The following is a 16,555-nucleotide window of genomic DNA, read 5'->3' as shown; positions in this document are numbered from 1 at the left end:
GGTCAGCCCACGGTCATCGCCCGCATCGAGGCCCGGATGAGGTCGTGCTGGCGCCGCACGAGCAGCAGCGGGTCGACCTCGCCGAGCTCGGCGAAGGCGTGCCCTTCCCACTCGCTCGACCAGAAGCCGCGGTACCCGCCCTCGACGAACACGCGCACGAGCTCGGGGTAGTCGATCGCCGGCTCCTGGCCGCTCTCGTCGATGTCGTAGAACTTCGCGTGCACGTGCAGGATCTGCGGCATGATGTCGGCCCACTCGCGCGGGTCCACGTGTCCGTGCATGTTGAAGGCCAGGTGCGCGAACGAGCCGAGCCGACCCGGGTCGAAGTCACGGCCCCGAAGGTAGCCGAGGAACTGCTGCTGGCGCGCCTGCATCGTGGCATCCGTCGCCCAGATCTCCTGCAGCTTGGCCACGGCCTCGTCGTCGAGTCCCGCGCGGCGGACGGCCCGCAGTAGCGTCGGCGACATCGCGTGCATGGTCGACGAGAAGTCGGCCACGAAGCCGAGCAGCGGCGAGTCGAGCTCGGCGTACGTCTCGCGCACGCGCAGGATCGGCTCGGCGTTCGGCCCCATCGGCGCGTGGATCTCGTAGGCGAGCTTCAGCTCGAGGTCTTCGGCGATCGGCAGCAGACGGCGCAGCAGCTCGGGCTTGGCGCTCTGGATCCGCACCAGCGGGAAGCCGAGCTTCTTCGCGCCCTCGAACATGAGCTTCGAGAAGGCGAACTCCTCGTCGGGCGTCATGTCGCGATCGCGGCGGCGACCCATGTCGAGGTTGGCCCCGAACGAGCTCTCGACGAACCCGTGCCGATCGAAGGCCGCGCGCCAGGTGCGCACGAACTCGTCACCGACGACGGGGTAGGTCGGCACCATCTGCGATGCCACGATCTCGATGCCCGGACCGATGCCGAGCTCCGCGACCCGGTCGAGCAGACCGTCGAAGTCGAAGTACCCCGCGCGGAACTCCGCGCTGGCCGAGTACAGCGTCAGGCCCAGCTGGAACGGGTCGTCCTCGGCCGCGGGCGGCGGGGGCGTGACGTCTGACACGAGCGCCGGAATCCCGGCATCCGCGTCGACGACCGTGAGGGTTCTCACGTCGTGGACGACGTTCGGCACGTACATCCCCGGCCCGCCGTCGGTCCCCGGCGCGATCTGCATGTAGGGCAGACGCAGCTCGCCGTGCAGCACGATGTCGTGCGTTTCGCCGAGTACGACGGGCGTGGAGCGGCGGGCCACGAGCAGCGGGTGCTCCTGCAAAAACCAGAGGCGTTCGCTCTGCTCGGGCAGCTCGTCGAGGCGGTACGAGGCGTCACCGAACTCGACGCGGAGGTCGTCGGCATCCACCCGCTCCCCGTCGACGGTGAGTTCGAGCGTCGTGACCGACGACAGCCAGAGGCTGCGGTACCACGGGATGGTGAGTCGCAGCGCGAGCCCGTCGGGGTGCGCGCGGAGGCTGTCGTCGTGGATGAGTCCGTTGGGCATGTCCGTCTCCCTCAGATCCGGTCGGCGATCTGGCGCATCAGCGAGTGCTGACGACGCACCTGCTCGATCGAGCGCCACGGCTCGCGCTCGCCCTCGTACTCGCTGGAGAGGTAGCCGGTGTAGCCCGCGTCCTTCAGTGCTTTCAGCACCGGCTCCCACGGGATCTGCTGGTCTTCGAGGTTCTCGTCGATGTCGTGGAACTTCGCCTGGATGAACACGACGTTCTCGATCACGTCGAACACGTCGTTCGGATCGACGTGGATGCCGTCCAGGAACGCCGGACGCTGACCCGGCAGCTCGCCGGGCTTCAGCGGGATCGGGCGGTCCTGGAAGATGCCGGTGTCGAGCAGAAGGCCGAAGTGCTTCGTGCCGGTGCGGCGGATGAGGGCGATGTAGTCGTCGACGACTTCGTGTTTGATGGGCGTCGGCGAGTGGATCTCGGGGCAGATGATCACGTCGAGCTCTTCGGCGAGCGGGAGAGACGCCTCGACGACCTCGGTCCAGATCGGGTGCGGGACGAGATCCCCCGACACCACGCCGATCTTCGGCCGCACGAAGCGGAAGCCGAGGCGCTTGGCCAGGCGCAGATCGCGCTGGAGGGCCGCAGCGCCCTCGTCGACCGTCATGTCGCGACCGTTCGGGCCGCTGGAGTGCAGGCGCGTGTCGATCCACGAGCCATAGTTCGTCGGCTCGAGACCGTACTTCTGCAGCAGCGCGAACCACTGGTCGACCCACTCGTCGGAGGGGTTCGGGTAGTTCGGGATGTGCGCCTCGCCGAGGATCTCGAGGCCCGTCGCGCCGAGGTCGGCGATCGAGGCCATCGCGGTCTCGAGGTCCATCACGGTGCCGAAGTCGGTCATGTAGCTGTAGAGCGAGACGCCGTAGCGGAAGGGAGCACCGGATGCCTCGGGGGCGAGCGTGACGTGCTTGGTGACGCGGTACGTGCTCGGCTGGTGCTCCTGCGGGATGTACGACATCCGCAGGCGCAGTTCGATCGACAGCTCGTGCACGCCGTCGGGCAGGCCACCGGCGAGGGGCACGAAGATGACCGCCGCGTCTTCGAGCGGCCACCGCACGCCGTCGCCGTCCCAGAGCTCGGCGAGCGAGTACTGCCGTCCCTGCAGCGTCCACAGCGGGACGTCGGGTGCGACATCCACCAGGCTCGGGATGCTGACGCCGATGCCGTCGATCAACGAGGCTGCCATGCCGCGGTACGACGGCATGCGCACGCGGAACTGGAAGCCGGTGATCTCGCCGTTCTGGCGGACGTTTCGGAATCCGACGGACTGGATGAGGTCTCTTTCGAGAAGCATCGTCGCTCACTCTCTGTGGGGTTCGCTGTCGACGCTACCCGCTTATGCCGGATTCAGACATAAGCGTTCCTGATCCCCCGCATCAGATCGCGGCGTCACAGGCACAGGGGATGCAACGAGAACAGGCCGCTCCGCGCGGAACCGGCCTGTTCTGGTCACATCCCCTGTTTTCGTGACGAGCGCGACCCACGGCCTCGAGGTTCACTCCCCGTCGCCGCCGGCCCCCTCATCCGCCGCCGCGAACACCTGCGACGCGATCCGGAACGCCGTGTTGGCCGCCGGCACGCCCGAGTAGATCGCCGCCTGAAGGATGACCTCGCGGATCTCGTCGATCGTCAGGCCGTTGCGCAGCGCCGCGCGCAGGTGCATCGCGAGCTCCTCGTGGTGACCGTGCGCGATCAGCGAGCTCAGCACCGCGATCGAGCGCGAGCGGCGGTCGAGACCCGGGCGCGACCAGACGTCACCCCAGGCCACGCGTGTGATGAAGTCCTGCCAGTCGGCGGTGAGCTCGGTCGTCGCGGCCGTCGCACGATCGACGTGCTCGTCCGACAGCACGGCGCGGCGCACGGCCATGCCCTGGTCGTGGCGTTCCTGGTCTGTGGGCATCAGGCGTCCTCTCCCCGCACGGAGGCGAAGAACGACCGCAGCAGCGCCGCCACGGCCTCGGGTTGTTCGGCGGGCGGCAGGTGCCCGGCGTCGTCGATGCGCGCGATGGTCCCGCGCTGCACGCCCTCGGCGATCTCCACCGCCTTGGGCTCGGGGGCGACCTGGTCGAAGGCTCCCCATGCGGCGAGCACCGGAACCGATATCTCACCCAGCGTCGCGCGCACGTCGTACGCGGCGAGCGCCTCGCAGCACCGGGCGTAGCTCTCGTCGTCGGCGTCCTGCAGCACGTGTAGCAGGCGCCCGCTGAGCTCGGGGCGGCGGGCCATCGACTCGGGAGCGAACCAGCGCTGGGCCGAGCCGACGATGAGGCTCGAGGTGCTCTGCGACCGCGCCTGGGCGGCCCGTTCGCGCCACGACGAGGGATCGCCGAGGACGGCCCCGGATGCCACGATCGCGGCGCCCCGCACACGCTCGCCGTGTCGCCGCGCGAGCTCGAGCCCGACCGCCCCGCCGAGCGACACCCCGGCGTAGAGGAACGTCTCGTCGGGCACGGTCGCCGCCACGGCATCCGCGAGATCGCCGACGGTGAACGCCTCGTTCACCCGGGGCCCGGTGCCGTGGCCGGGGAGGTTCCACGCCGCGACGCGGTAGTCGTCCGCGAGCAGGGGCACGACGTCATCCCAGAGGATCGTCGAGGTGCCGAGCGAGGGCCCGAGCACCACGAGCGGGGCGTCGGCGGGTCCGACCGGCGCGGTCAGGGAGATGAGGCTCATGCGCCTGCTCCTCCCTGCGCCGCGTCGCCCACGCCGGTGTGCGTTTCGCCGCGCGCGAGTCGCGGGGCCAGCCCCGCATAGCCGTTCGGGTCGAGCAGCGCGTCGACGTCGAGGCCCGCGGCCTCCGGCAGCCCCCTCAGACGTTCCGACAGATCGCCGTCGCCGGCCAACAGCTCGGAGAACCGCGCCGCGCCGATGAGCGGGACGAGAACCCCGCGCAGTCGCTCGCTCACGAGCCGCCCGCCGGTGACCCCGGCGTTGCGTCGCGCCGCGTCGACGTCGATCCGCAGGTGGCTGACCATCGAGGCCGCGTGCCGCGTCGCGCCCAGCGCCAGCCGCAGCAGTTCGCGCAGCGTCGGCCATTCGGCGTGCCAGGCTCCGTCGGGTCGCTCGTCGACGGCGAGGGATGCCGCGAGGTGCAGCGTGGCGACGAGACCGGGCGCCCGCAGGGCGGCGGAGCGGATCAACACCGCCTCGGCCGGGTTCTGCTTCTGCGGCATGGCCGACGAGCCCCCGCCCACCCCCTCCGACACCTCGCCGATCTCGGTGCGGCTGAGGGTGGAGACGTCCGCGGCCATCTTGCCGACGGCGTCGATCGCCTGCGCGAGGGCGTCGCCGAGTTCGGTGACCGGCCAGCGCGTGACGTGCCACGGAGCCTCGGGGGCGTCCAAGCCGACCGCGCGGGCGTACACCGCGGGGAGCGCCGCGGCCGCCTCCTCGGAGCCGGCGATCTGCACGAACGAGGCGAGGGTTCCCGCCGCTCCCCCCAGCTGCGCGGGGTACGACAGGTCGTCGAGGCGCTTCGAGGCCCGCTCGATCCCCCGCGCCCAGGTCGCCGCTCGCGCGCCGATCGTGGTGGGAACCGCGTGCTGGGTGAGCGTGCGCGCGGCCGCCACCTCGTCGGCATGGGCGACCGCGAGCTCGCGGGCCCGCTGCCCGGCGATCCGCAGCGACGAGGCGACCTGGTCCATCGCGCGCCGGGCGAGCATCATCAGCGCGGTGTCGAGGATGTCCTGGCTCGTCGCCCCGCGGTGGATCCACGAGCGGTGCTCGGCCCGTACCTTGTCCCTCAGCATGCCGACGAGCGGGATCACGGGGTTGCCCCCCGCGACCGACTCCGCGATGAGGCGGTCGCGGTCGAGACCCCGCGCCGGAGAGCCGTACTTCTCCTGGATGCCGAATACCCGGTCGATCTGCGTCCGCGCCTCGCGCGGTGCGACCCCCAGCTCCACCCACGCCGTCACGAGCGCGCACTCCGCCCGCACGAGGTCGTCGAGCAGGAGGGCGTCCGACACCAGCGCGTCGTGGCCCACCGTCACGGGCGAGAGCAGCCCGGAGTCGATCACGGCGGGGGGATCAGAAGGCAAGGAACACCGTCTCGTTCTCGCCCTGCAGTCGGATGTCGTGCGACAGGTACCCGTCGGGCGTCCGGGTCGCGACGAGGCTAGCGCGCTCCGGGCTCGACAGCGACGACAGCAGCGGATCGGCGGCGAGCGCGGCCTCGTCGGCGGGCGAGTAGATGCGCGTGTGCAGCTTGTTGGGAAGACCCCGCGCGAACACGATCGCAGCGAAGAACCCCGCACGGCCCCGGATGCCACCCGGCTCGCGCGTCCAGAACGAGTAGCGCCCCTCGTCGTCGGTGAAGGCGCGCCCGAACCCGGTGAACGTGTGGTCGTCGCGGCGGAACGCGCCCCGCGCGCGGGGCACCGAGCCGTCGGCATCCGCTCCGAAGATCTCCACGAGGGCGTCGGGGATCGGCGCTCCCGCTCCGTCGTAGATCGTGCCCGAGAGCACGATCGCGCCCGGTGAGTGCGGGAAGACCACCTCGTGCTGCTTCGGGTACTCCAGGCCGTAGGCGAAGAACGGGCCGACCGTCTGGCCGGGGGTCGCGCGGTGCGTCTTGGCGGGGATCACTCGTCGCCCTCCTGCTCGAAGTAGGTGGCATCCGGCCCGTCGACCACGATGTCGAAGCGGTACCCCGTCGCCCACTCCGGCGAGGTGAGGTCGTGGTCGTACACGCCGACGAGGGCGTCGCGGTCCTTCTGCCGGTGGATGGAGTTGTAGATCGGGTCGAGCGCGAACAGCGGATCGCCGGGGAAGTACATCTGCGTCACCAGCCGCTGCGTGAACGACGAGCCGAACACCGAGAAGTGGATGTGCGCCGGGCGCCACGCGTTGCGATGGTTCTTCCACGGGTAGGGGCCGGGCTTGATGGTCGTGAAGCGGTACTCGCCGTTGTCGTTCGTGATCGCGCGACCGGCTCCCGTGAAGTTCGGGTCGAGGGGCGCGGGGTGCTGGTCGCGCTGGTGGATGTAGCGGCCGGCCGCGTTCGCCTGCCAGATCTCGATGAGCTGGTTCGCCACCGGGCGCCCCCACGAGTCGAGCAGGCGGCCCTGCACCGTCATGCGCTCACCCAGCGGCTCCCCCGCGTGCTGCAGGGTGAGGTCCGACTCGATGGCGGCGACGTCACGCTGACCGAACGCCGGCGAGAACAGCTCGATGGTCTCGGGGTCGACGAGCTTCGGATTCTTGGTCGGATGCCGCAGCACGCTCGACCGATAGGCCGGAAAGTCGTGCGCGGTCGCGGCGACGCGCTCGCCCGCGGCGTCGAGGGCGTCGAGCTCGGCGTGGCGGGCGTGGATCTCGCGGACGATCTCGTCCTGCGTCGCCTGGTCGGGAGCGGCCAGCAGCGATTCGGGGGCCGCGGCGGGGGCGTTCGTCATGGGGTCTCCTTCGACCCCTCCATGTTCTGGCACGGTCCCGCGCCGTGGCGGAACGTTCCCGCTGAATGGGAACCGTGGCATCCTGGCCCCATGGCGAACTCCCCCTCGGGCGACTCGGTCACCGACCGCCTGGTGCGCATCCTCGAGACCTTCACGCCCACGCGTACCGCGCAGACGACGTCCGACATCGGGCGCCGGGCGGGTCTGCCGAGCTCGTCGGCGCACCGGATCGTGAACGAGCTGGTGGATGCCGGCTTGCTCGAGCGCGACGAGGAGCGCCGGGTCCGCGTGGGGATGCGTCTGTGGGAGCTGGCCACGCGTTCCTCGCACGCGCTGCGCCTGCGGCAAGCGGCCCTGCCGTCGATGGAGCGTGTGCAGCAGCGCGTGCGGGAGCACACGCAGCTCGCGATCCTCGAGCAGGAGGAGGCGCTCTTCCTCGAACGCCTCAGCGCCCCCGATTCGGGGGCCAACATCACCCGCGTCGCCGGGCGCCTGCCGCTGCACGCCTCCTCGTCGGGACTCGTGCTGCTCGCCTTCGCCCCGCACGATCTGCAGGAGCGCGTGCTCGCCGGTCCCCTGCGCGCCGTCACGCCCGAGACGATCGTCGACCCGGCGACTCTTCGCCGAGTGCTCGCCGAGATCCGCAGCCTCGGCCGGGTCATCGCCCCCGGCTACGTCGACAGCGTCTCGACGGGAGTCGCCGTGCCCGTGCGCGACGAGACCGGCGCGGTGATCGCCGCCCTGTCGGTTGTGCTCCCGCGCGACGCCGAGACCCAATTCGCGCTGGTGGAGTTGCACCGCGCCGCCCGCGACACCGAGCGCGCCCTCGGCTACCGCCGCTAGCCCCCGCCCCCACTCGCGTGAGGCGCCGATATCTGTCGCTTGCGGGGGCCTCCAGGCGACAGATATCGGCACCTCACGCGGGTCATGCCGGTTCCTGATCAACGGGAAGAGACGCGATAGCGGGTGTCGAGCGGGCCACCATCGACACAGCCCCCGTCGAAGGAGACGCCATGACCACCACCACCCGCACCCGCGTCGCCATCGTCGGCGCCGGCCCCGCCGGGCTCCTGCTCTCGCACCTGCTCGACCGGGCGGGCATCGAGTCCGTCGTCATCGACCAGCGCTCGCGCGACGAGATCGAGAGCACGATCCGCGCCGGCATCCTCGAGCAGGGCACCGTCGAACTGCTCGACACCCTCGGCGACGCCTCGCGCGCGCGCACCGTGGGCCACCGCCACGACGGCATTGAGCTGCGGTTCGAGGGTGAGGGCCACCGCATCGACTTCGCGGCATCCGTCGGTCGTGCCGTCTGGTTGTACCCCCAGCACGAGGTACTGAAAGACCTGATCGCCGCCCGGCTCGAGGCCGGTCAGGACCTGCGGTTCGGCGTCACGGCGGAGCGCGTCGACGACGCCGACACCGACCGGCCCCGCGTTATCGCCCGCGACGCCGACGGTCAGCCGTTCGAGATCGAGGCGGAGTTCGTCGTCGGCTCCGACGGCTCGCGCAGCGTCGCTCGCGCCGCCGTCACCGGGTCGAGCACGGGCGGCTACTTCCGCGAGTACCCCTTCGCGTGGTTCGGCATCCTGTGCGAGGCGCCGCCGAGCGCCGACGAGCTCATCTACAGCAACTCCCCCGACGGCTTCGCCCTGGTCAGCCAGCGCTCCGACACCGTTCAGCGCATGTATTTCCAGTGCGACCCCGACACCGACACCGCGGCCTACAGCGAGGAGCAGCTGTGGACCGAGCTGCAGAAGCGCGTCCCGGGAACGACGCTGAAGCAGGGACCGATCTTCCAGCGCGACGTGCTGCGCTTCCGCAGTTTCGTCGCGCACGAGCTGCGCCGCGGTCGTGTCGCCCTCGTCGGAGACGCCGCGCACACCGTGCCGCCCACGGGAGCGAAGGGCATGAACCTCGCGATCGCCGACGTGCGGCTGCTCGCCGCCGCCCTCGAGTCCCTGCTGCACGAGAACGACGAGCGCCTGCTCGACGCCTACCCCGAGACGGCGAGCCGCCGCATCTGGAAGGCGCAGCACTTCTCGTGGTGGATGACGAGCCTGCTGCACGTGGCTCCGGATGCCACCGACTTCGACCGCCGACGCCAGGTCGGCGAACTGCGCACCGTCGTGGAGTCCGAGCACGGCCGCGCCTACCTCGCCGAGGCCTACTGCGGCTGGCCCTTCGACGCCTGACCGGCGGCGCCCCGCCGGCTCAGTCCTTCTTGTCGCGCGGCTTCGGGAACGGGCTCGGCACGACCGGCACCGTGCCCGTGTACCCCTCGCGCTCGGCCGCGAGCTCGGCGATGCGCTTGCGGCAGGCGAACCAGCCGATCGTGATCGCGATGCTCGCCAGCACCGCCACCAGCAGCGTCGCGGGAGAGTCGATGAACACCAGCACCAGCACGACCGCGAGGAACACCAGCGTCGCGTACCCGGTGTAGGGCGCCCAGAACAGCCGGAAGGCCGGCCGCACGAGCTCACCCCGGTCGGCGAGGCGCTTGAACTTCATCTGGCAGAGGATGATGGTCGCCCAGGTCACCAGGATGCCGACCGCCGCGACGTTCAGCACGGTCTCGAACGCGTCGCTGGGGTTGACGTAGTTGATGGCGACGCCGAGGAGGGCGACGACCGCCGTGATCGCGATGCCGCCGTAGGGGACGCCCGCCTTGTTCATGCGCGCGGCGAACTTCGGCGCCGATCCCGCCACCGCCATCGACCGCAGGATGCGCCCCGTGGAGTACAGCCCGGCGTTCAGCGACGACAGGGCGGCGGTCAGCACGACGAGGTTCATGATCACGTCCACACCGGGCACGCCGATCGAGCCGAAGAACGTCACGAACGGGCTCTCGTCCTTCGTGTAGGCCGTGTACGGCAGCAGCAGGGCGAGCAGCAGCACCGAGCCGACGTAGAAGATCGCGACGCGGAAGATGACCGAGTTGATCGCGCGCGGCATGACCTTCTCGGGGTTCTTCGTCTCGCCCGCGGCGGTGCCGACCAGTTCGATCGACGCGTACGCGAACACGACGCCCTGCATGAGGATGATCGCGGGCAGGATGCCGTTGGGGAAGAACCCGCCGTTGTCGGCGATGAGCGAGAACCCGGTGGGGGCGCCCGTGGGGGTACCGAAGATCACGAAGTAGATGCCCACGAGCAGGAACGCCACGAGGGCGGCGACCTTGATGAGCGCGAACCAGAACTCCAGCTCGCCGAACACCTTCACCGAGACGAGGTTGACCGCGAGGACCGTCACGAGGGCCGCGAGCGCCCAGACCCACTGGGGCACGGCGGCGATCCACGGCACGTACTTGCCGAAGAAGTTCATGTAGAGCGCGGCCGCGGTGATGTCGACCATCGTGGTCGTGGCCCAGTTGATCCAGTAGAACCAGCCCGACACGAACGCGGCCTTCTCACCGAAGAACTCGCGCGCGTACGAGACGAACGACCCCGACGTCGGGCGGTGCAGCACGAGCTCGCCGAGCGCGCGCAGGATGAAGAAGGCGAAGAGTCCGCACACCGCGTACGAGAGCACGATCGCGGGGCCGGCCTGCGCGAGGCGGCCGCCGGCGCCGAGGAACAGACCCGTTCCGATCGCGCCGCCGATGGCGATCATCTGCACCTGTCGCGACGTCAGGCGCTTGTGATAGCCGCTGTCCTCGAGCTGAACGGTCGAGGTGGTCGTCGGCTCGGCGGCGTCGCCTGAGCGCGAGGGGGTGTCGTTCATGCCCCCCATCGAACCACTCGATTCGCGCAACGGGCTATCCGACAAGCGCGGATCGGGCGATCAGAGCCAGTGCTTGCGCTTGAAGGCGAACCACAGGCCCACCGAGGTGGCGGCCATCAGGGCGAGCGCCATCGGGTACCCGAAGGTCCAGTTGAGCTCGGGCATGTTCGTGAAGTTCATGCCGTAGATGCCGCCCACCAGCGACGGTGCGAACAGGATCGCCGCCCAGCCCGAGATCTTCTTGACCTCTTCGTTCTGCTTCAGCGAGGTGTCGGTCTGGCGCTGCGTCACCAGCGTCGCGTTGACCGTGAGGGCGTTGTCGAGGATCGCCCGCAGCGCCGTCAGCTTCTCGCACTGGCGAAGCACGTGGTCGAGCACGTCGCGCAGAGACCGCTGCAACTCGAGATCGACGCCGTACTTGTCGGCCCCGCGCAGCAGGGCTTCGAGCATGTCGCGCAGGGGCTCGGTCGCACGCTGGAAGTGGATGACCTCTCGCGCCAGCTCGTAGATGCGCTGCGTCAGATCCGCGCCGCCCTCGCCGAAGAGCTGGTCCTCGATCTCGTCGACGTCGTTCTGCAGGCCGCGCGCGACAGGGTCGTACTGGTCGACGACCTCGTCGAGGATCGCGTAGAGCACCGCCTCCGGCCCCCGCGCGAGCAGGTCGGGGTTCTTCTCGAGCCGCCTGCGCACCGCGGCGAGATCGGGAACCTCCGCGTGCCGCACCGTGACGACGTAGTCGGCGCCGATGAACACGTGCAGCTCGCCGAACTCGATCGTCTCGGTCTCGTCGATGTAGCGGGCGGGGCGGAGCACCGCGAAGAGGTTGTCGCCGTAGCGTTCGAGCTTGGCGCGCTGGTGTCCGGACAGCGCGTCCTCGACGGCGAGGGGGTGCAGCGAGAATTCCGCGGCGACGCGCTCGAGCTCCTCGGGCGAGGGGCGCAGCAGCCCGATCCACGCCATCCCGCCGTGCGCCTCCATGTACTCGAAGGTCTGGTCGAGGCTCGAGGGGTTCTCGATCCGGCGTCCGTCGACGTACACGGCGCTGTCGATGATGGGCATGTGTCCGTTCTACCCCGGATGCCTATGGTCCCGGGCCCCGTCGCGCCGGCCCTAACGATCTCCTTACGGGCTCACTTCTTCGGGTCGTTGCCCCAGTTCATCAGCGAGTAGCGCCAGTCGGTGTCGGTGATGTCGCCCTTCGGCTTCTGCGCGCTGTGCCGCTTGACGTAGCCGACGACCTTGCGCATGTGGGCGTAGTCGTCGTCGGTGAGATCGGCCTTCTTCTTCTCGAGGATGCGCACGATGTGCCGCCCGCTCTCGTGACCGGTCGACTCGCCGCCGTCCTTCTTCTGCCCCACGGACTTCGACTCGTCGGTGTCGAGCCACTTCTTCAGCTCGCTCGCGGACATGTTGACCGCCTCGTCGAAGTCCTTCTTCGTCTGCTCCTGGTCGTCGCTCATGCCGTCATCCTGGTCACCGCCCACCGGCGGGGCAGACCCCTTGCGTAGGCGCCGGGGTCATGGCATCCGTTCAGCCGATGGGCTCGCTCAGAGGTTCCTCGGCGTCCCGTCCGGGATGCCGCGCCCCGACGCCGCGACGGGCGGCGGCGAGCACCGCGCCGATGCTGGCCGTGATGACGAGGGCGATCCCGATGAGCTCGAGCCACGACAGGTGCTGGCCGAGCAGCAGGAACCCCGCGATCGAGGCGGTGGCGGGCCCGAGGCTCATGAGGATCGCGAACGCCGAGGCCGCCAGGCGGCGCAGCGCCACCAGCTCGAGGGCGTACGGGATCGTCGACGACAGCAGGGCGACAGCGGCGCCGAGACCCAGGATGTCCAGCCGCAGCAGCACCGAACCCGCTTGGGCGATCCCGAACGGCAGCGCGATCAGAGCCCCCACGGCCATCGCGAGGGCGAGACCGTCCAGCCGCGGGAACTCGCGGCCCACCCGCGCCGACGCGAGGATGTACAGCGCCCAGCTCACCGCGGCGCCCAGCGCGAAGAGCACACCGAGCGGATCGAGGCGATCCCACCCGCCCGCCCCGAGGGCGACGACGCCCGCGAGCGCGAGACCCGCCCACAGCCACCGTGCCGCGCCCGTCGCCGTGAGGATCGACAGCGTCAAGGGCCCCAGCACCTCGATGGTCACGGTCACGCCCAGGGGCAGCCGTTCGAGAGCGAGGTAGAAGAGCCCGTTCATGGATGCCAGCACCACACCGAACCCGACCACGGAGCGCCACGCCGGGCGGGTGTGTCCGCGCAGGCGCGGGCGGGCGATGATCAGCAGAAGCACCGCCGAGAAGAGCAGCCGGAGCATGACGATGCCGAGGGGCCCGGTGTCGGGGAACAGCATTACCGCGAACGAGGCGCCGACCTCTTGGCACGCCAGCCCGACGAGCACGAGCGCGGCTGCCGACCCCTGCCCGCCGCGGGCGGTCATCGCCGGGTCATCCGGCGGGAGCGGAGCAGATGGCGTTGGCGTTGATGTTGTCGCGCATCTGCTCGGAGGTCCAGGGCAGGCCCGCCTGAGGCGCGGTCTGGCCCTGGGCGGCGGGGGCCTTCGAGGCGATCGCCGCGAGCTCCCACGCGAGCCACGCACCGGTGGTGGAGTTGCCTCCGGAGTTGTTCAGCACGACCGCCACCGACATGCCCGTCGTCGGGTCGGCGAACGCGCCGACGAGGTAGCCGGGAGTCGATCCGTACTGCCCGATGAGCGAGCCGGCCTGGAAGGCGCCTCCCGCCGAGGTGAACCACGTGGGCTGGTCGCCTCCCACGGGCACGGGGGCGGCGAACCGGTCGTTCTCGGCGGGCAGGAGCGCGCCGGTGGCCAGGGCCTGGGCGTACCGGCCGAGGTCGGTGATGTCGGTCACGGCCCCGGCGGCCGCACCGCCGTAGCTGGAGGACATGGTGGTGTACTCCCGCGGGTCGGTGCAGTTCCAGGCGCCCTCGGCGTTCTTCTGCGACCAGTACCCCTGCAGCGAGGAGTCGGCCGGGGCGGCGGGGGCCGCGTCGGGCAGACCCGTCGCGTCGAGCCCGAGGGGTCCGGTCACGCGCTCCGCGATCAGCTTCGCGAGAGGTTCGTTGGCGGCGCGCTCGGCCGCGAGACCCGCGACGACGTAGTCGGTCGCCGAGTCCGAGAACGACACGCCGGGGGCGTTGGTGCGCGGGCTCGCGATGCCGTAGGCCATGAGCTCGCGCGGGTTCCACACGCGCTCGGGGTTGTTCGCGACCAGGCCGTCGAGCTCGGCGGTGTACGACGCGAGACCGGAGGTGCCGTCGCAGAGCTGACGGAGGGTGATGTCCTCGTAGCCGGGGAGGTTGCTCACCCAGCGGGTGACGGGGTCGCTCAGGGAAAGGGTGCCGTCGGCGGCCAGGCGGTACAGCACGTCGCACGTCATCGCGCCGGTCACATCGGCCGCACGGAATCCGAGATCCGCCGTGACCTCCGCCCCACCGGGTCCCTGCGTGCCCAGACCCGTCACCCAGGTGCCGCTCCAGGGGGCCCAGACGCCGACGATCGCTCCGGTGGAGCCGGTCGCGGTCATGGCCGAGGTGACCGCCTCTTGCAGTTCGGCGACCGTGGCCTCGGGCAGCGGCGCATCGACCTGGGCCGGGACGTTCACCGACACCGAGCCCTCCGGCGTGCAGCCGCTCAGCACGACGGCGAGAGCACTCGCTCCCGCGATCGCGATGGCCGCGGAACGACGCCATGCCCGCATGTGAAACCCCCGCACTTCCGCGCGCGACGAAGCACCCGCTCCGAAGATTCAAACACATGGCACCTGAACGAAAGCGGCGCTTGCGCCCTCGTTACCGTCACGTCTGCATCACGACCAGCCAGGCGACAGCGGTTTCCGGGGGAAATGGGGGTTAGGGGAACCTAACTCTGTGCGTATGATGGCCGCATGAACGCCGTCGTCCCGTTCTCGACAGCTCTGCGCGAGCGGTCCAGCGGCGCGCACTCGCCCAACGAGTGCGACGGGTTCATGACCGACCTGATCACCGGCGCCGGCACGCGCGACGACTACATCGCCCTCATCGCCCAGCACTGGTTCATCTACGCCGCCCTCGAAGAGGCGGCGACGCGTCTGCGGACCGACCCCGTGGCATCCGTGTTCCTCCACGGCCGCCTTTCACGCCTTCCCGCTCTCGAGGCCGATCTCGACTTCCTCATCGGGGCCGATTGGCGCGAACGCATCTCGCCGCTGCCCACCACGCAGGCCTACGTCTCGCGCATCCGCCGCGTGGCCGCCACCTGGCCCGGCGGCTTCGTCGCCCACCACTACACCCGCCTGCTCGGCGACCTGTCGGGTGGGCCCTCGATCGGCCGCCTCATGCGTCGCCGCTTCGGATTCGAGACCAACGGCATCGGCTTCCTGCTGTTCGGCGACATCGCCGACCCCAAGGCATTCAAGACCGTCTATCGCGAGCAGCTCGACGCCGCCCCGTGGGACGACCACGAGAAGGAGCGGGTCATCGCCGAGGTGCTCGTGGCCTACCGCTTCACCACCGAGCTGTTCGCCGACCTCACGCGCGCCAAGGCCGGCCGGGTCGCGTAGGGCTCACGCCTTCGCGGTGTCCTGCCGCGCGAGCCACGCCTGCTTCATGAAGCGGCGCACGTCTTCGTCGACGCGAATGTCGCTCGGCTTGAGCGGCCGCGTCAGATAGAGGCCGTCGAGCGAGGTCAAGCGGCTGAGCGCGACGTAGGTCTGCCCGGGGGCGAAGGCGCCCGCGCCGAGGTCGACCACCGCGCGGTCGTACGTCTTGCCCTGGGACTTGTGGATGGTCACGGCCCACGCGAGCCGCAACGGGAACTGCGTGAACTCGGCGACGATCTCTCGCGAGAGGTTCTTCGTCCCGGGGTCGTACGCGTAGCGGTACCTCTCCCACACGGCCGGTTCGACGTCGTGCTGGATGCCGTCGACCTCGACGCGCACACTGTCGCCCGCGATCCGCGTGACGGTTCCGATCGTGCCGTTGACCCAGCGCGGCGCCTCACCGAACTGCGCCGCGTCGTTGCGCAGGAACATCACCTGCGCGCCGACCTTGAGAGTCAGCTCCATCTCGGCCGGATAGTTCGCCTCACCGCGACCGAAGTCGCCCGAGATCTCGGCGTTCGCGGTCTGCGTGCGGCCGATGAGCTCGTCGAGGTGCTTGCGGTTGATCGTGTTGACGCGGTCGTTGCGGGTCGCGAGCGTGATGATCGGGTGCTCGCCGTCGGCCGGGTGCGGCGGCGTGCGGGCGCCGGCGGTGTTCAGGATGCCGGCCATCTCGGCCGTCACGCGCCCGTACCGCACCGCGTTGAGGAGCTGTTTGAACCCCGGGTCGGATTGCCGGTGGATCTCGACGAGCTCGTTGACGTGCAGATCCGCGCCGTGCCGACCGATGTCGATGAGCCCGTCGCTGGCGGCCTCTCCCGACCACACCTTCGCGTCGAAGAACCAGAACGAGCGGTAGTGGTCGCGGATGTAGCGCATCTCATCGCCCCGCGGCGGCACCGGGGCGAGCTGGTAGGGGTCGCCGAACATCACGATCTGCGTGCCGCCGAACGGCTCCGACCGCCGCCCTCGAGCCTGACGCAGCGAGCGGTCGATGGCATCCATCAGGTCGGCGTTCACCATCGAGATCTCGTCGATGACGAGCGTGTCGATGGCGTTGAGGATCTTGCGGGTGGCGTCGTTCTGGTCGATGTCGCCGTTCGCGATGAGCCCGATCGGCAGGCGGAACAACGAGTGGATCGTCTGCCCCTCGACGTTGAGCGCGGCGACCCCCGTGGGAGCGCACACCGCGATCTGCTTCTTGGTGTTCCACGCCAGGTGCTGCAGGAGGGTCGACTTGCCCGTGCCGGCACGGCCGGTGACGAACACGTGCTCTCGCGTGTCCTCGATCAGCCGGAACAGCGCCTGCTGTTCGGCGGAGAGGGGCGGCGTGGTCACCGGC

The 16,555-nt window shown here is 70.2% G+C and carries 16 protein-coding genes; 3 read left to right on the top strand and 13 right to left on the bottom strand.

All coding sequences use genetic code 11. The annotated features are described in order from the left end of the window. Nucleotides 1–2: 2 nt before the first annotated feature. From F9B98_RS07010 to pcaH, 7 genes are all read right to left on the bottom strand, one after another. On the bottom strand, nucleotides 3–1,478 hold the full coding sequence (locus tag F9B98_RS07010) for a DUF6379 domain-containing protein (protein WP_150954781.1): 1,476 nt from the start codon (nucleotides 1,476–1,478) through the stop codon (nucleotides 3–5). An 11-nt stretch (nucleotides 1,479–1,489) separates the two neighbouring features. Beyond that, entirely contained in the window at nucleotides 1,490–2,791 is a 1,302-nt protein-coding gene (locus F9B98_RS07005) for a DUF6379 domain-containing protein (RefSeq protein WP_150954778.1), read from the bottom strand. Nucleotides 2,792–2,992: 201 nt separating this feature from the next. Then, the gene (gene pcaC / locus F9B98_RS07000; RefSeq protein ID WP_150954775.1) at nucleotides 2,993–3,397 is read right to left on the bottom strand and encodes a 4-carboxymuconolactone decarboxylase; all 405 of its coding nucleotides are present in this window, start codon (nucleotides 3,395–3,397) and stop codon (nucleotides 2,993–2,995) included. Further along, nucleotides 3,397–4,170: an alpha/beta fold hydrolase gene (locus F9B98_RS06995; protein WP_150954772.1), complete on the bottom strand. Its 774-nt coding sequence runs from the start codon at nucleotides 4,168–4,170 to the stop codon at nucleotides 3,397–3,399. The genes pcaC and F9B98_RS06995 overlap by 1 nt, the downstream gene beginning before the upstream one ends. Then, nucleotides 4,167–5,537, bottom strand: a complete 1,371-nt coding sequence (locus F9B98_RS06990; RefSeq protein ID WP_150954769.1) for a lyase family protein — start codon at nucleotides 5,535–5,537, stop codon at nucleotides 4,167–4,169. The genes F9B98_RS06995 and F9B98_RS06990 overlap by 4 nt, the downstream gene beginning before the upstream one ends. Further along, entirely contained in the window at nucleotides 5,527–6,084 is a 558-nt protein-coding gene (gene pcaG, locus F9B98_RS06985) for a protocatechuate 3,4-dioxygenase subunit alpha (protein ID WP_191966704.1), read from the bottom strand. The genes F9B98_RS06990 and pcaG overlap by 11 nt, the downstream gene beginning before the upstream one ends. Beyond that, complete coding sequence (gene pcaH / locus F9B98_RS06980) at nucleotides 6,081–6,893, bottom strand: protocatechuate 3,4-dioxygenase subunit beta (RefSeq protein ID WP_150954766.1); 813 nt, start codon at nucleotides 6,891–6,893, stop codon at nucleotides 6,081–6,083. The genes pcaG and pcaH overlap by 4 nt, the downstream gene beginning before the upstream one ends. Nucleotides 6,894–6,983: 90 nt before the next feature. Between pcaH and F9B98_RS06975 the strand changes: the two genes are divergently transcribed. After that, nucleotides 6,984–7,736, top strand: coding sequence for an IclR family transcriptional regulator (locus tag F9B98_RS06975; protein ID WP_150954763.1), 753 nt, complete (start codon nucleotides 6,984–6,986; stop codon nucleotides 7,734–7,736). A 170-nt stretch (nucleotides 7,737–7,906) separates the two neighbouring features. Next, a complete protein-coding gene (locus F9B98_RS06970) occupies nucleotides 7,907–9,088 on the top strand; it encodes a 4-hydroxybenzoate 3-monooxygenase (protein ID WP_150954760.1) in 1,182 nt (393 codons plus the stop codon). Between the two features lie 19 nt (nucleotides 9,089–9,107). Here the strand turns inward: F9B98_RS06970 and F9B98_RS06965 are convergent, their stop codons facing one another. The 5 genes from F9B98_RS06965 to F9B98_RS06945 all read right to left on the bottom strand — a co-directional run bounded on the left by F9B98_RS06965 (nucleotide 9,108) and on the right by F9B98_RS06945 (nucleotide 14,334). Beyond that, a complete protein-coding gene (locus F9B98_RS06965; RefSeq protein ID WP_150954757.1) occupies nucleotides 9,108–10,616 on the bottom strand; it encodes an amino acid permease in 1,509 nt (502 codons plus the stop codon). Between the two features lie 60 nt (nucleotides 10,617–10,676). Beyond that, nucleotides 10,677–11,675, bottom strand: a complete 999-nt coding sequence (gene corA / locus F9B98_RS06960) for a magnesium/cobalt transporter CorA (protein WP_150954752.1) — start codon at nucleotides 11,673–11,675, stop codon at nucleotides 10,677–10,679. Between the two features lie 71 nt (nucleotides 11,676–11,746). Next, nucleotides 11,747–12,076, bottom strand: a complete 330-nt coding sequence (locus tag F9B98_RS06955) for a DUF3140 domain-containing protein (RefSeq protein WP_150954749.1) — start codon at nucleotides 12,074–12,076, stop codon at nucleotides 11,747–11,749. 70 nt (nucleotides 12,077–12,146) lie between these two features. After that, nucleotides 12,147–13,055, bottom strand: coding sequence for an EamA family transporter (locus tag F9B98_RS06950; RefSeq protein ID WP_150954746.1), 909 nt, complete (start codon nucleotides 13,053–13,055; stop codon nucleotides 12,147–12,149). A 7-nt stretch (nucleotides 13,056–13,062) separates the two neighbouring features. Further along, nucleotides 13,063–14,334, bottom strand: coding sequence for a serine hydrolase domain-containing protein (locus tag F9B98_RS06945; protein ID WP_150954743.1), 1,272 nt, complete (start codon nucleotides 14,332–14,334; stop codon nucleotides 13,063–13,065). Between the two features lie 186 nt (nucleotides 14,335–14,520). On the opposite strand from F9B98_RS06945, the gene F9B98_RS06940 reads away from it, so the two are divergent. Beyond that, nucleotides 14,521–15,174, top strand: a complete 654-nt coding sequence (locus F9B98_RS06940; protein ID WP_150954741.1) for a heme oxygenase (biliverdin-producing) — start codon at nucleotides 14,521–14,523, stop codon at nucleotides 15,172–15,174. 3 nt (nucleotides 15,175–15,177) lie between these two features. Here the strand turns inward: F9B98_RS06940 and F9B98_RS06935 are convergent, their stop codons facing one another. Continuing rightward, nucleotides 15,178–16,551 (bottom strand): ATP-dependent DNA helicase, encoded by a 1,374-nt coding sequence (locus tag F9B98_RS06935; RefSeq protein WP_150954738.1) that lies wholly within the window; start codon nucleotides 16,549–16,551, stop codon nucleotides 15,178–15,180. Nucleotides 16,552–16,555: the final 4 nt, after the last annotated feature.

It is taken from the genome of Microbacterium testaceum StLB037, assembly GCF_008763945.1.
GTDB classification, from domain to species: Bacteria; Actinomycetota; Actinomycetes; order Actinomycetales; family Microbacteriaceae; genus Microbacterium; species Microbacterium testaceum_G.
Note: the sequence above shows the minus strand (reverse complement) of the source record. Positions and strands in the feature narration are given on the sequence as shown.